The following is a 14,077-nucleotide window of genomic DNA, read 5'->3' on the forward strand; positions in this document are numbered from 1 at the left end:
CAGCTATGCTAATCAACTGAGGGTTAGTCGGGGGCTAAGGGTCTAGCGAGAGCGACAACCTAATGCACAACAGGTTAATATTCCTGTACTTACTTATTGGGCAAATAGATGACGGAGAGAATGGGTTACCAGATACTGACGGAATAGTGTCTTTGAGAGGCGGCAGCAATGCCAAAACGAGTGTAGCGAGTGATCTTCCAAGAAAAGTCTAGGCGTGTATAACTAATAAGTAACCCGTACCGTAAACCGACACAGGTGGTCGAGAAGAATATTCTAAGGCGCTCGAGTGAATCACGGCTAAGGAACTCGGCAAATTAACCCTGTAACTTCGGGATAAAGGGAGCCTCGAGTAATCGAGGCCGCAGAGAAATGGCCCAGGCGACTGTTTAACAAAAACACATGGCTTTGCAAAATCGAAAGATGACGTATAAGGCCTGACACCTGCCCGGTGCTGGAAGGTTAAGGGGGGATGTTAGCTGCAAGGCGAAGCATTGAACTGAAGCCCCAGTAAACGGCGGCCGTAACTATAACGGTCCTAAGGTAGCGAAATTCCTTGTCGGGTAAGTTCCGACCTGCACGAATGGTGTAACGATCTGGGCACTGTCTCAGCCGTGAGCTCGGTGAAATTGTAGTAACGGTGAAGATGCCGTTTACCCGCAACGGGACGGAAAGACCCCATGAACCTTTACTATAGCTTAGCATTGAGTTTTGGTACTGGATGTGTAGGATAGGTGGGAGGCTGTGAGCCGGTGTCGCTAGGCATCGGGGAGCCAACGTTGAAATACCACCCTTCTTGTACTGGAATTCTAATCCCTAAATGGGAGACATTGCTTGGTGGGTAGTTTGACTGGGGTGGTCGCCTCCAAAAGAGTAACGGAGGCTTTCAAAGGTTCCCTCAGCACGCTTGGTAACCGTGCGTAGAGTGCAATAGCAAAAGGGAGCTTGACTGTGAGACCGACAAGTCGATCAGGTACGAAAGTAGGATATAGTGATCCGGTGGTTTAGTATGGAACAGCCATCGCTCAAAGGATAAAAGGTACTCTGGGGATAACAGGCTGATCTCCCCCAAGAGCTCACATCGACGGGGAGGTTTGGCACCTCGATGTCGGCTCGTCACATCCTGGGGCTGGAGAAGGTCCCAAGGGTTCGGCTGTTCGCCGATTAAAGTGGCACGCGAGCTGGGTTCAGAACGTCGTGAGACAGTTCGGTCCCTATCTGTTGTGGGCGTAGGAATATTGACAGGTTCTGACTTTAGTACGAGAGGACCGAGTTGGACTGACCGCTGGTATATCAGTTGTTCTGCCAAGGGCATAGCTGAGTAGCCACGTCGGGACCAGATAAGCGCTGAAAGCATCTAAGTGCGAAACTGACCTGAAGATGAGTATTCCATGAAGGGTCCGTGTAGACGACACGGTCGATAGGCTACAGATGTAAAGGCAGTAATGTCAAAGTCGAGTAGTACTAATTACCCGAAAGCTTACTTTTATAAAAAAAATGCAACGACTGTTTATTTTATCTCACAATATGGAAAAAGGCTAAGACCTTGCAAGATTTATGGAGCCGATAGGACGGGTGTTCACCTCTTCCCATCTCGAACAGAGAAGTTAAGCCCCGCACCGCTGATGATACTGGGATCAAACCCGGGAAAGTAAGTAAGCTCCAAGTTATTATTATCAAGCCCGCTAGTCTCTAGTGGGCTTTTTTTTGTTATTAGGGATTAGGGTTAGTTATTAGGGATTAGGTATTAGGTATTAGGGATTAGAACGTAGACCGAACCATTTACAATTCACCATTTACCATTGCTTTCCTGTCGCTTTGCTGATACAACGTTCTCATCTTTCGTAGGATTAACCCTTTTAGCTAGTTATTAGAGATTAGAATGTAGGCCGAATCCATTTATAATTCATCATTCACCATTTACCATTCCTTTCCTGTCGCTTTGCTCATGCTGCTTTCGTAGGATTAACCCATTTAGCTAGTTATTAGTGTTTAGTTTTAGGGATTAGATTGTAAACCGAACCATTTACAATTCACCATTTATAATTTATTATTGCAACAGTGTTGCAATAATAAATTCTCTTTGTATATTTGCAACAGTATTGCAAAAGATAATCTCATGAAAAGCAAATTCTTACTAGCGTTGTTTATTGGCCTAGCCCTTTTTTCTTGTAAAAAAGACCCCGTAGTAGAACCCACTGATGATAATGAATTAATTACTACCGTAGAATTACAATTCACTGATAGCAAAAACGTAACTAAAACATTTGCCTTTCAGGATCTTGATGCCAATTCTATTACGCCTCCTGATAAATTTGAATCCATCGTTTTAGATGCAAATGAAAATTATGAAATGGAAGTGAAAGTATATGATGAATCAAGAAAACCACGCGTCGATGTGACAAAGAAAATTGAAGAAGATGCAGAAGCTCATTTATTTGTCTTTAAAGTTACACCCGCCTCTCTATTTTCATTAAAAGCGAAAGATAAAGATAAAAATAACCTACCTGTTGGACTCAAGAATACAGGTAAAACCCAAGGTAAAGGTATAGGTAAACTGCATGTTATACTCAAACACCAACCTCCAGCCAATGGGAAAAGAGTAAAAAATGGCGATGAAGAAATTGGTTCAACCGATATTGATTTGGATTTCAAATTAGAAATTAAGTAATTATTTAACTATCTAAATAATGAAAAGATACAAACATTTATTAGTCATGGAAAAAATGGGCTTGTTTTTTTCTATCGCATGTGCTATCCATTGCATGACATTGCCTATCTTTTTGTTTTTCGCTCCCTACATAGCAAGTAGTTTTGCTTTTACTTCTACTTTCGAATGGTTTTTAGTTTCAACTAGCTTTTTGCTTGCTTTTATTCTTCTTTTCCAAGATTTTAAAAGACACCGTAAACCTTTACCTATGGTTTACCTCGGACTGGCTGTATTGGTTAAGTTAATAGAAGTAGTTTTGGGTAATAATAGCTTCGATTGGGCTTTTGGTTTATTACTTGGAATATTTATTTCCGTAGGATATTGGGTGAATTATAAGCATAAAGTAGCCTGCACTTGTAAAATCAAGCGCCAAGCCTAGCTTTCCTATCCTTTTTTGTATCTTTACAGACTATTGATGATCTAATTATTTCAAATCTGTGAGTACATTTCAATCTACTATTTATCAACCAGTTATCGGACTTGAAATCCATGCACAATTGCAAACGGATTCCAAGATATTTGCGAGTGATGCAGTCCGTTTTGGTAGAGAAGCTAATACATTAATTTCCCCCATTAGTTTAGGTCATCCAGGTACTCTACCTTTTTTGAATAAGAAAGTAGTGGAGTATGCCATTAAAATGGGAATTGCTATTGGTTCTGAAATTAATGAATGGCAGTATTTTGACCGTAAAAATTATTTTTATCCGGATCTTCCTAAAGGGTATCAAATTACTCAAGATAAAACGCCCATTTGTATTGGAGGAAAGATAAAAGTTAAATTAAAAGCAGAAGAAAAATACATTTCCTTTCATCATATTCATTTGGAGGAAGATGCAGGGAAATCCTTGCATGAAGGCGATAACCCGTTTAGTTTTATTGATTACAATCGAGCTGGAACACCATTGATTGAAATGGTTACAGATCCCACCTTACATTCATCTGAAGAAGCATTTGCATTAGTTTCCGAAGTTCGAAAATTAGTTCGCTACTTAGGAATATGTGATGGTAATATGGAAGAAGGATCTTTACGTGCTGATGTTAACATTTCGTTAAGACCTATTGGTTCAACTAAACTAGGCACCAAAGTGGAAATCAAAAATATGAATTCCATTCGCAATATTCAGCGTGCCATAGAATTTGAATGTACAAGACAAGCGGCTATGCTAGATGCAGGAGAAACCATCATTCAAGAAACACGTACTTTTGATGCACATTCTGGAAGAACTTCGAGTATGCGTGTCAAGGAAACCATGAATGATTATCGCTATTTTCCAGAACCCGATTTAGCCCCTTTACATATAAGTCAAGAATGGATAAATGAGGTTAAGTCTACCATGCCTTTATTACCTTGGGAGCAAGAGCAAGAATTAATGGATCAGTTTGGGCTACCCGTTTATGATGCTCATTTTTTAGCTGATACCAAGGAAATGGCTTTGTATTTCAAAGAAGCAGCAGCTCATTCTAAATCATATAAGGCCATATCTAATTGGCTAATGGGACCCGTAAAATCCCACATGAATGAAAGCTTATTGCACATTCAAGATTTAGAAATTAGCCCTAAAAATTTAGCTGAAATTGTCGATTTAGTTGAACAAGGGGTGGTTACACATAATTTAGCAGCACATCAATTATTTCCACTTTGCTTACAGGAAACAACAAAGAGCCCCAAACAATTGGTCGAGGAAAATGGCTGGGGTTTGGCAGATAACAATGATGAGCTCATTAATTTCGTTCAAGAAGTAATACAGGCCTTTCCTGATAAAGTTAAAGAATACCATAAAGGTAAAAAAGGCTTAATTGCCCTGTTTATCGGAGAAGTAATGAAAAAATCGAAAGGTAAAGCAGATCCCAAACTCGTAAATCAGTTAGTCCAAGAAGCTTTGGCACAATAATCCATAACTATGAATCGAATTTGCGCACTCGCTTTCATCTTACTTTCATTTGCCTTGAAGGCTCAAGAATTTACCATTCAAGTCAAGGTGAAGCAATTGGTTCCTCAAAGGAAGATTTATTTAGAATTCCTGAATGCTCGTGGTCAAGCCATCAAGATTGATTCTTTAAGTCCTGATCAAAATAATAGTGGTGTTTTTCGCGGCAAGGTATTGGATAATGGAGGCTTTTATCTGATTAATTTTTATGATATAGCCAATCCTCAGAAGGTCATGGTCATCCTAGAGGGGAGTGAAAAGGTAATAGTAGAAGCAGATGGAGTTAATTTGCCAGATAAACCAGGTTCTTACAGTGTTACGGGGGAGTCAATTAATATTAAAATGATGAACCAAGTCATGGCCATATCCAAAGGTCTTGAAAAAAAAGTCATAGCTTGGAATGCCGAAATTCAAAAAACTCCAGCCTCTCAAACACGGATACAGAAGGAATTTGAAGCAGCTCAAAATCTAGCTTTAAGTCAAATAAAAGCACTTATTCCTCAAATGGGGTCTAATTTAGTAGCACTTTGGACGACCAATTTCTTACCAGTAGAAACGGAAATGGCGACTTTGGAAATGATTGCTGAAAAATTTAAGGCAGAAAGACCCAATCATGTTCAGATAAAACCATTTTTGGAAAATTTGAAACGATTGAAGGGTGTTAGCGTAGGCTCTGAAGCTCCAGAAATCAGCTTACCTTCTCCTTCTGGAGAAAAAGTTGCTCTCTCTTCATTGAGAGGGAAATATGTATTGATTGATTTTTGGGCTAGTTGGTGTGGTCCATGCCGACGAGAAAACCCCAATGTCATTAAAACATATGCCCGTTTTAAAGATAAAGGTTTTGAGATTTTTGGAGTAAGTTTAGATCAAGACAAAAGTGCATGGTTGAAGGCCATTGAAACAGATCAGTTAACATGGAAGCATGTGTCAGACTTACAATACTGGAATTCTGTTGCGGCTCAAGCCTATCAAGTTTCGGCCATACCTATGACCTTCATGTTGGATAAAGAAGGGAAAGTTATGGCAAAAGGCCTCAGAGGGGCTAGTTTAGATCAATTTTTGGAAAATCTATTTAAAGGTAAATAACATATGAAAATTGCAATCATAGGTTGTGGAAATATGGGAATGGCTTTCGCCAATTCATTTATTCAGTATAATTTGGTCAAGAAAGAAGACTTGTTATTGATTGAAAAAAATAAGGAAAGAGGGGATATTCTTCAAGAGCAGAAAGCAGGGGTGGTTGTCGATACTATTTCAGAAAAAATATCCTCTGTTAATTTAGTTATCCTATCCGTAAAGCCTCAGGACTATCCTTCGGTTTCGGATGAGTTAAAACAATATTTACGTCCTGGGCAATTGGTGCTTTCCATTATGGCGGGCATTCCAATTAAAAAGATCCAGGAAAGTCTGTCTTATCCATTAATTATTCGTGCTATGCCCAATACACCAGCCTTATTGGGTATGGGTATGACGGCATTTGCATCTGCGCCAGAAGTAGGTTTATCCGACATTCGTTTAGCAGAGAATTTAATCAACTCGACGGGTCGTGCAGTATTCCTGGAAGAGGAAAGTCTACTTGATGCCGTTACAGGATTGAGTGGTAGTGGACCAGCTTATTTCTTTTATTTGATTAAAAACATGATTGATGCAGGTATAGCTATGGGGTTTGACCCATCCATGTCTGCATTATTAGTTAAACAAACCATGCTAGGTTCTTACCACCTCATGCAGACCAGTGATAAATCCTTGGACGAATTAATTCAAGCGGTTGCTTCTAAAGGAGGAACCACTGAAGCCGCTTTAAAGACCTTTGGTGAAAAAGAAGTTGGACAAGGATTACAAAAAGGTATTTTTGCAGCGAGAGATCGTGCTGTGGAATTGGCTAAATAAATACTATTTAACGGTTATTTCAAGAATTTATTCAAGTGATATTATTCTAAAGGATGATTAATTTAAAAAATTAAGCTTTCTTTATTGCTTAATTTTAAAATTGAAGGGTACTTTTTTATTTCAATAAGTTCTATGAGGGTTGTAAAGTACCACATAAAAAAACAAGATATTGATATTCAATCAGACTTGTTTTCGGGCATTTATACTATTTTAACACATACCATTGGGCCCAATCTCACATTAGATGAAGCATTAGGTGGATCGTTTTGTTATCCAGTTCCTGATGAAGTTTTTATCTGGAGTTTTATGGTTAAAGATAAAATGGTTGGATTCTGCTATTTTACCATTTTAACGCATGAAGATTTAGTTATTATCCGACTCACCTTATCGGTAGAGAGAAATTATCGACATATCGTTAAAATGCCATATCATGATTTCCTTTGGGAAATGATATTCATTAAATTGAAGAACTTGTCGAATAAGGTTGTCTTCTATTCCAATCCTATCAATCCGATTATTTATTCTGTTATCAGGGAGTATACTAAAAACTTCTTGCGTTATGAGAATAATGTACCTGGCCAGACAGCAACCATAAACAAGATTTATGATCTATTTGAAATTGAAAGGTATAGCCGTGTCAGAAAGACTCCATTTAAGATGGAAGAGACAAGTTTGAATTTTGAGACATTACGACATAAAAATAAGTATGTCAATGATTTTTTAAACCAAAATCCAGACTTTAAACAAGGGACTGGTTTGATTACTATGGTGCCTGCTACGGTAGCCAATATGATTTATGCTGTGGTAAAAATGGCAAAGAAGCAATTCAATCCATCGAAATCAAAATACAAAAAATAGTATTTTAGTTAAGTAAATCGATAATTTCTTGTGCATGTAAAGCACGACTAATTTGTTCTCCATTGGGAGAAGAATTAGGATTGCTGCTGGCAAATAATTGTTCGACCAAGGCATTCATTTCCTCAGAAGTCAATTTTTTCTGTTGGTAACGTATAGCTGATCGATTAGCCATGGCCTGTGCTATTTTTTCATTCCTATGTTTACTTAAATCACTAGCTTCATGTTTTACTTGTTCCAATATCCCTTCCAATAGTGATTGACCATCTTCCTCTCCTAAGCCTGCAGGTATTCCCTTGACCCAATATTTGGCTCCATCTTCTAAAGCTAGCTGGAAACCTAAGTACAAAAGGTCCTCTTTGATTTCTTCTAATATTAATTGGTCTGCAGGACTGATGTGCAATAATTTAGGGAAAAGTAATTGCTGAGATGCTCCATTTTTGCGCTGCAAATGATCCATAAACTGATCATATAAAATACGTTGATAGGCTCTTTTTTGGTCGATCAAAATAAGACCATTTGACCAGCTTAGTGCCAGGTATTTTTGTAAGATTTGAATGACTTGGAAATTCGAGGAATTGAACTCCGTATTTTCTCTTTGGTTGGCACGACTCTGAATGATGGTTTCTGAACTAGTTGTTTGTTGGTCAAATAGAGCTGGTTTTACAGTAATTGGGGCTTGTTGTTCAAATGCTTGGATATTATCTTGTAATCCTTCGTATAGTTTTTTCCATGCATCTTGTACATTTCTGTTGGAAGAGTTATTGGTGTTGGGAGAAAAATGACTCGATCTACTTTGAGAGGATTCTCCTGAAGGATGATGAGGAATATTAAAATTGACATTGGTATCAAAATCCAAGGAAGGGATTAAATTATGAATACTCAGTGTCTTTCTAACGGCAGCTTGAACAATGGCGTAAATAGACCTTTCGTCGTCGAATTTGATCTCCGTTTTGGTTGGATGAACATTGATGTCGATATGGCTAGGATCGATGCTTAGAAACAAAACATAGAACGGAAAGGAGCCTTCCGGTAATAAGCGTTCATATGCGCTCATTACGGCATGGTTTAAATAAGCATTTTTAATGAAGCGGTCATTTACGAAGAAAAACTGTTCTCCTCGAGTTTTTTTGGCATGTTCTGGTTTACCTACATAGCCTTTAATGCTGACATAGGAGGTATCTTCTTCACAAGAAGCCAATTGTTCACGGTAGCCTTTCCCAAATAGATCGACAATCCGTTTACCCAATTTTTCAGCAGGTAGTTGATATGTCTCTTGTTCATTCTGAACAAAGGAAAATCGGATATGAGGATGGGCTAGGGCCATGTGTTGAAACTCATCAAGGATATGTCGGATTTCAACGGGGTTCGACTTGAGGAAATTTCTACGAGCAGGGATATTATAGAATAGGTTTTTAACGGTAATCGATGTTCCAATGGGATGATGTATGCTTTCTTGAGCTTTTAGTACAGAGGCTTCAATTCTAACTAAAGTGCCTAACTCATCCTGTTCTCTTCGGGTTTTTAATTCTACTTGGGCTACAGAAGCAATGGAGGCCATCGCCTCTCCACGAAAGCCCATCGTTTTGATACTGAATAAATCTTCTGCTTTTCTGATTTTGGAGGTAGCATGTCTTTCAAAACACATTCTTGCATCTGTTTCAGACATTCCTGTTCCATTATCAATGACTTGAATAATTCCTTTGCCGGCATCTTTAATGATGAGTTGGACATAGGTAGCTTTGGCATCGATAGCATTTTCCATTAGCTCTTTTACCACAGAAGCGGGTCTTTGTACTACTTCTCCAGCAGCAATTTGGTTTGCTATAGCATCGGGAAGTAATTGGATCAAATCACGCATGTGTCTTGTTTTAGGTAAAAGGCAATTAGAATTCAAATAAAGCAAAAAAAAGGGAATGTTGCCATCCCCTTTTTTTTAAAAAATCAGTGTGTGAATTATTTCAATTCAACTTCAGCACCAGCTTCTTCTAAAGATTTTTTCAAACCTTCAGCTTCGTCTTTAGATACACCTTCTTTAACAGCTTTCGGTGCAGCATCAACTACATCTTTCGCTTCTTTCAAACCTAAACCAGTTAAGTCTTTTACTAATTTAACGATTGCTAATTTGTTAGGACCAGCAGCTTTCAAGACAACATCGAAAGATGTTTTCTCTGCAGGAGCATCAGCACCGTCACCAGCACCAGCAGCAGGACCTGCAACTACAACAGCACCAGCAGCAGCTGGCTCAATACCGTACTCATCCTTAAGGATAGCAGCTAATTCATTTACTTCTTTTACAGTTAAGTTCACTAATTGTTCAGCGAACGCTTTTAAATCTGCCATTTTTTGAAAATTTAATTGTTAAGAATTAATTATTTTGTGGGGTTATACCCCGGTAATATCAGGTAATTATTCAGGACGCTCTCCTAAAGTCTTAACGATACCAGCTAATTTCTTCTCACCGCTTGAAAGAGCAGAGATAACGTTTTTAGCAGGCGATTGCAATAGGCCAATAACCTCTCCAATCATCTCGTTTTTCGACTTGATATTCTCAAGTGCTGTTAATTGGTCTTCACCAATGTATAAACCACCTTCAATAGAAGCGCCTTTGAATGCAATTTTATCCTTTCCTGCTTCTTTACGGAAGTCTTTGATCAATTTAGCTGGAACTTTAGCATTTTCTGGGGAGAAAATGATTCCAGACATACCTTTCAATACACCTTCGTTGAATGCAGAATAGTCATTTCCCGTTTTTTCTAATGCTTTTGCAATCAAGGTATTTTTGAATACTTTGTATTCTAAACCTCTTGAAAAACACATTCTACGGAATTCTGTAGCTTGAGCTACTGTTAAACCGGCTGTACTTGCAATGTAGAAGTACGGAGTTACCGCGAACTTTTCGCTCAACTCATCAATAATCTGATTTTTTTCTTCTCTTGTCATGATTACAATCCAGTTACTGTCGCCTTATCAATAACAATGCCCGGAGACATAGTAGAAGATATATTGATCGATTTAACATATGTACCTTTTGCAGAAGATGGCTTTAGTTTCATCAACGTGTTGATTACTTCTTGTGCATTTTCAGCAATTTTGCTAGCGTCAAATGAAACCTTACCGATAGAGGTATGGATAATACCTGTTTTATCAACTTTAAAGTCAATTTTACCGGCTTTCACTTCATTTACTGCTTTTCCTACTTCCAAAGTAACTGTACCAGACTTTGGATTAGGCATAAGTCCACGTGGACCTAACACACGACCCAAGCGACCTAATTTGGCCATAACAGTAGGCATTGTGATGATTACATCGATATCGGTCCAACCTCCTTCGATTTTTGAAATATAATCATCTAATCCTACATGGTCAGCACCGGCTGCTTTTGCTTCCTCTACTTTATCAGGAGTACACAATACGAGAACTCGTACGTCTTTTCCTGTTCCATGAGGTAGGGCAACCACGCCACGAACCATTTGGTCGGCTTTGCGGGGATCTACTCCTAAGCGAACATCAATGTCCACAGAGGCGTCGAATTTTGTATAGGAAATTTCCTTCAAAATTTCAGCTGCTTTGTTTAGAGAATACTCTAACGTCGCATCATATTTAGAAAGGGCTTCCTTTTTTTTCTTCGTAAGTTTTGCCATTACCTTTTTATTAAAATGTTAAATTCTGATTATTACAATCAGAACGGTTTCTCTCCAGAAACAGTAATACCCATTGATCGTGCCGTTCCAGCAATCATACTCATTGCTGCTTCAATTGTAAAACAGTTTAAATCTGGCATCTTAGTCTCAGCGATAACTCGCACTTGATCCCAAGAAACAGATCCTACTTTTTTCAAGTTTGGTTGAGCCGAACCTGATTTTACCTTGGCTGCTTCCAATAACAAAATTGGTGCAGGAGGTGTTTTTACAACGAAATCAAACGATTTGTCTGCGTAATAAGTAATTAGGACCGGCAATACTACGCCGTTTTTATCTTGAGTTCTAGCATTGAACTGCTTACAGAACTCCATGATATTTAATCCTTTCGAACCTAATGCAGGACCGATGGGCGGTGAAGGATTGGCTTGGCCACCTTTGCATTGAAGCTTAACGTAACCAGCTATTTCTTTTGCCATATTAAAACATCGTTTTTAAGTGAATTATTGAGCTTTATCTGCCAATAAGGGTGGAAGCTTCCTTATCTGATGCAACTCGTTTTGATCTTCCAGCGTAACAAACCTTCCAATCCATTCATCCGTTTGATAATCAATCGAATAGAATGCCGCTTTTTAAACGGACTGCAAAATTAGGAGATTTATTTGATAAAGCAAAGCTAATTGACAATAATTCAAATTAATATTCCCAAGCGTGTCTAAGTTCTAGGTAGCCATTGCTTAAACGCTGCCATGGATGTCTTAAAATCAATATTCGGATTTGGTTGTAGGTTAAAATGGGTGTAGCAACGATAAGGGCTCCCCCAATTGTACTAGGTAGATCCCTTTGGAATACAAGCGCTGCGATGAACCCAATCGCGAGCTTTAGAATTATTACTAATTGGGCAATAAGGTAGTGGGCAATTTCTTTTTCTTTAAGGTCAAAGTATAGATGCCTGCCTTCAGGTACATCTAGGGAAAATCGGGAGGAAGGATATAGGAAGATATTGAATCGATACCTTATTTCAATGATATGATTGCCAGGCGGCAAATGAAAAGTATCTTGTTTTTCCAGGTTATTGCAAATGATTTCCTGAGTTCGCGCATTTTTAATGGAAAGATGCTGAAAACGAAGCAGTGCACCTTCGTAGGTAAATGTGATATCTGGCATGTGTTTAGTGGTTAGCAGATAATGTTATCTGTTTTTTTACCACAAATAAATCAAATGGGAGTGAAATAAAAAACCCTAACCTTCTTTGGTTAGGGTTTTTCAATCCAAAATGGACGAGTGTTTATTTTTCTACTTGAGAATAATTTAATTCCAAAGGAGTATTTCTTCCAAAGATTTTTACCATCACAGATAATTTCTTGCTGTTTTCGTGAATCTCTTCCACCGTTCCTTCAAAGGTTGCAAATGGTCCATCAATAACACGTACCGTTTCACCTTTGATGAAGGATACCGAAGCAAAGTCTTCTACCGCAGCTGATTCATCTACTTTACCTAAAATACGATTTACCTCAGATTGACTTAATGGCATTGGTTTTTTTACAACCACTTTTACCTTTTTCGTCTTTCCGCCTTCAATTTTAGTTTCTTCTACTTCTTCATTCATGGTTTGAAGAAAACCAATGACACCCGGTGTAGAAGTTAAAATGTGACTCACTTCACCTGCCAAATCCGCCTCAATCATGATATAGCCAGGAAATAGATTCTTCTCGCGAATGACCTTTTTCCCTTTTCTAATTTCATAAATCTTTTCGGTAGGAATCAATATTTGGGGAACGGCATCAGCCACGCCTTGGCGTGCGATTTCATTCTCCATATACGTTTTCACTTTTTTTTCTTGTCCAGAGATTGCTCTCAAAACATACCATTTAGTCTCTGCCATGGCTATTTTTCGTGTTAAGGATCGGGTTAAGCCCTATTAAAATGAACTATAAAATAAATCCAATCCAGATTTGAATGCCAAGTCAACTAATCCTACCAAGATGGCAAAAATTAGAGAGGCCACTAAAACCAATATAGAACTTGCTTGAAGTTCGGAAAATTTAGGCCAAGTAACATGTTCTGTTACTTCTACCCAAGATTCCTTAATTAATGATGTAAAGTTGCTCATATTTTCACCGATTATTCGGCTTTAAAAATTATTACATGGCACGGGCACAAGGATTCGAACCCTGACCAAAGGTTTTGGAGACCTGCATACTACCATTATACTATGCCCGTAGAAGGACTGCAAATTTAGGCAAATTTTCCTAATTCGCAAACCTCCGATTAATTAAAAGCAATTACCATTGAGAATATGCTGTTGGTTCCAAGAATCGGCGGACCGTTCTGGAGTGACTATTGGCATATTTAGGGTCATTGGAAATGCGTTTCCATTCTGGATCTGCTGAAAATTTTGCCCAATTTTTATCACGCTCAGCCATATTTTCAAAGCTAACCATGTAAGTTAAGCAGGGCGTATTCTCACCTGCTAAGACCTCCCCAAAGAAAACACGATGTAATCCCACGTTTTCAAATACTTGAAGTTCTGAATCATCAAACATGGCAATTTTTCTACGTAAAGCATCTTCGTTATACGACTCATAAGTCCTCCATTCGTAAATACGACCTTCATTTTTGGTAGGCAAGGTTAGAGCTGGATGTCCTTTAAAGCCTTTAGCTAAATAAGTAGATATTTTTTCGAATAGAGGTTTGTCCAAGCCAACCATATCAAAGTAGGCCTTGCTAGCTTGTAAATAAGCTTCATCTTTTTCTAATGCAGCTTTGTATCCAGCATAAGACTCAAGTGATGAAAAGGGGATAGTAACTACTAAAATTGCGGGTTCCGGCTTTCCTAAATCTTTGAAAACGCCCACTTTAGAGACTCCATATTTATTTAATGCAGGGATTAAAGCATTGGAAATGTATTTTTCAACTACTCCCAAATTACCTCTGAATTTCATTTGGTAGGTTCTTACTTCATAATATTCTTGGCTGATGGCCAAGTGGCTTAATAAGATAAGTGATAATAACGCAAGGATCTTTTTCATAGGATAATTTATTTCAAGGTTCAT

At 38.4% G+C, this 14,077-nt stretch carries 15 protein-coding genes, 1 tRNA gene and 2 rRNA genes (1 of these 18 cut by a window edge); 8 read left to right on the forward strand and 10 right to left on the reverse strand.

The features are described from left to right. From HME7025_RS01535 to HME7025_RS01570, 8 genes are all read left to right on the forward strand, one after another. Positions 1-1,485, forward strand: a 23S ribosomal RNA gene (locus tag HME7025_RS01535); it begins 1,345 nt to the left of the window's first position. 68 nt (positions 1,486-1,553) lie between these two features. Beyond that, positions 1,554-1,665: ribosomal RNA gene (gene rrf / locus HME7025_RS01540) — 5S ribosomal RNA — on the forward strand. Between the two features lie 451 nt (positions 1,666-2,116). Further along, positions 2,117-2,668 (forward strand): hypothetical protein, encoded by a 552-nt coding sequence (locus tag HME7025_RS01545; protein WP_109321950.1) that lies wholly within the window; start codon positions 2,117-2,119, stop codon positions 2,666-2,668. A 19-nt stretch (positions 2,669-2,687) separates the two neighbouring features. Beyond that, a complete protein-coding gene (locus HME7025_RS01550; protein ID WP_109321951.1) occupies positions 2,688-3,086 on the forward strand; it encodes a MerC domain-containing protein in 399 nt (132 codons plus the stop codon). Positions 3,087-3,144: 58 nt separating this feature from the next. Further along, positions 3,145-4,599, forward strand: coding sequence for an Asp-tRNA(Asn)/Glu-tRNA(Gln) amidotransferase subunit GatB (gene gatB / locus HME7025_RS01555; RefSeq protein ID WP_109321952.1), 1,455 nt, complete (start codon positions 3,145-3,147; stop codon positions 4,597-4,599). Positions 4,600-4,608: 9 nt separating this feature from the next. Next, entirely contained in the window at positions 4,609-5,721 is a 1,113-nt protein-coding gene (locus tag HME7025_RS01560; RefSeq protein WP_109321953.1) for a peroxiredoxin family protein, read from the forward strand. A 3-nt stretch (positions 5,722-5,724) separates the two neighbouring features. Then, positions 5,725-6,525 (forward strand): pyrroline-5-carboxylate reductase, encoded by an 801-nt coding sequence (proC, locus tag HME7025_RS01565; RefSeq protein WP_109321954.1) that lies wholly within the window; start codon positions 5,725-5,727, stop codon positions 6,523-6,525. A 132-nt stretch (positions 6,526-6,657) separates the two neighbouring features. Then, positions 6,658-7,383 carry a hypothetical protein gene (locus HME7025_RS01570; protein ID WP_109321955.1) on the forward strand — a complete coding sequence of 242 codons (726 nt, stop codon included), beginning with the start codon at positions 6,658-6,660 and terminating at the stop codon, positions 7,381-7,383. A gap of 4 nt (positions 7,384-7,387) precedes the next feature. On the opposite strand, the gene mutL is transcribed toward HME7025_RS01570, so the two are convergent. The 10 genes from mutL to HME7025_RS01620 form a co-directional block, all read right to left on the reverse strand. After that, positions 7,388-9,241: a DNA mismatch repair endonuclease MutL gene (gene mutL / locus HME7025_RS01575; RefSeq protein ID WP_109321956.1), complete on the reverse strand. Its 1,854-nt coding sequence runs from the start codon at positions 9,239-9,241 to the stop codon at positions 7,388-7,390. Between the two features lie 95 nt (positions 9,242-9,336). Continuing rightward, positions 9,337-9,723, reverse strand: coding sequence for a 50S ribosomal protein L7/L12 (gene rplL, locus HME7025_RS01580; RefSeq protein WP_109321957.1), 387 nt, complete (start codon positions 9,721-9,723; stop codon positions 9,337-9,339). Between the two features lie 66 nt (positions 9,724-9,789). Beyond that, a complete protein-coding gene (rplJ, locus tag HME7025_RS01585) occupies positions 9,790-10,323 on the reverse strand; it encodes a 50S ribosomal protein L10 (RefSeq protein WP_109321958.1) in 534 nt (177 codons plus the stop codon). Positions 10,324-10,325: 2 nt separating this feature from the next. Beyond that, the gene (rplA, locus tag HME7025_RS01590; RefSeq protein WP_109321959.1) at positions 10,326-11,024 is read right to left on the reverse strand and encodes a 50S ribosomal protein L1; all 699 of its coding nucleotides are present in this window, start codon (positions 11,022-11,024) and stop codon (positions 10,326-10,328) included. A 38-nt stretch (positions 11,025-11,062) separates the two neighbouring features. After that, positions 11,063-11,500, reverse strand: a complete 438-nt coding sequence (gene rplK, locus HME7025_RS01595; protein WP_109321960.1) for a 50S ribosomal protein L11 — start codon at positions 11,498-11,500, stop codon at positions 11,063-11,065. Between the two features lie 217 nt (positions 11,501-11,717). Further along, positions 11,718-12,188, reverse strand: coding sequence for a hypothetical protein (locus HME7025_RS01600; RefSeq protein ID WP_109321961.1), 471 nt, complete (start codon positions 12,186-12,188; stop codon positions 11,718-11,720). Positions 12,189-12,309: 121 nt separating this feature from the next. Further along, a complete protein-coding gene (gene nusG, locus HME7025_RS01605) occupies positions 12,310-12,906 on the reverse strand; it encodes a transcription termination/antitermination protein NusG (protein ID WP_109321962.1) in 597 nt (198 codons plus the stop codon). A 36-nt stretch (positions 12,907-12,942) separates the two neighbouring features. Further along, positions 12,943-13,134: a preprotein translocase subunit SecE gene (gene secE, locus HME7025_RS01610; protein WP_109321963.1), complete on the reverse strand. Its 192-nt coding sequence runs from the start codon at positions 13,132-13,134 to the stop codon at positions 12,943-12,945. A 36-nt stretch (positions 13,135-13,170) separates the two neighbouring features. After that, positions 13,171-13,244: transfer RNA gene (locus HME7025_RS01615), tRNA-Trp, on the reverse strand. 62 nt (positions 13,245-13,306) lie between these two features. Then, positions 13,307-14,053 (reverse strand): NIPSNAP family protein, encoded by a 747-nt coding sequence (locus HME7025_RS01620; protein WP_161566781.1) that lies wholly within the window; start codon positions 14,051-14,053, stop codon positions 13,307-13,309. Between the last annotated feature and the right edge of the window lie 24 nt (positions 14,054-14,077).

It is taken from the genome of Aquirufa nivalisilvae, assembly GCF_003143535.1.
Taxonomy (GTDB): Bacteria; Bacteroidota; Bacteroidia; order Cytophagales; family Spirosomataceae; genus Aquirufa; species Aquirufa nivalisilvae.

What these genes read in the sequence shown, in the direction of transcription:
- secE (WP_109321963.1), bottom strand. Translation starts at nt 13,134, where the DNA reads ATGAGCAACTTTACATCATTAATTAAGGAATCTTGGGTAGAAGTAACA.
- HME7025_RS01600 (WP_109321961.1), bottom strand. Translation starts at nt 12,188, where the DNA reads ATGCCAGATATCACATTTACCTACGAAGGTGCACTGCTTCGTTTTCAG.
- rplA (WP_109321959.1), bottom strand. Translation starts at nt 11,024, where the DNA reads ATGGCAAAACTTACGAAGAAAAAAAAGGAAGCCCTTTCTAAATATGAT.
- HME7025_RS01550 (WP_109321951.1), top strand. Translation starts at nt 2,688, where the DNA reads ATGAAAAGATACAAACATTTATTAGTCATGGAAAAAATGGGCTTGTTT.
- HME7025_RS01545 (WP_109321950.1), top strand. Translation starts at nt 2,117, where the DNA reads ATGAAAAGCAAATTCTTACTAGCGTTGTTTATTGGCCTAGCCCTTTTT.
- nusG (WP_109321962.1), bottom strand. Translation starts at nt 12,906, where the DNA reads ATGGCAGAGACTAAATGGTATGTTTTGAGAGCAATCTCTGGACAAGAA.
- rplL (WP_109321957.1), bottom strand. Translation starts at nt 9,723, where the DNA reads ATGGCAGATTTAAAAGCGTTCGCTGAACAATTAGTGAACTTAACTGTA.
- rplJ (WP_109321958.1), bottom strand. Translation starts at nt 10,323, where the DNA reads ATGACAAGAGAAGAAAAAAATCAGATTATTGATGAGTTGAGCGAAAAG.
- HME7025_RS01570 (WP_109321955.1), top strand. Translation starts at nt 6,658, where the DNA reads ATGAGGGTTGTAAAGTACCACATAAAAAAACAAGATATTGATATTCAA.
- proC (WP_109321954.1), top strand. Translation starts at nt 5,725, where the DNA reads ATGAAAATTGCAATCATAGGTTGTGGAAATATGGGAATGGCTTTCGCC.
- HME7025_RS01620 (WP_161566781.1), bottom strand. Translation starts at nt 14,053, where the DNA reads ATGAAAAAGATCCTTGCGTTATTATCACTTATCTTATTAAGCCACTTG.
- rplK (WP_109321960.1), bottom strand. Translation starts at nt 11,500, where the DNA reads ATGGCAAAAGAAATAGCTGGTTACGTTAAGCTTCAATGCAAAGGTGGC.
- mutL (WP_109321956.1), bottom strand. Translation starts at nt 9,241, where the DNA reads ATGCGTGATTTGATCCAATTACTTCCCGATGCTATAGCAAACCAAATT.
- HME7025_RS01560 (WP_109321953.1), top strand. Translation starts at nt 4,609, where the DNA reads ATGAATCGAATTTGCGCACTCGCTTTCATCTTACTTTCATTTGCCTTG.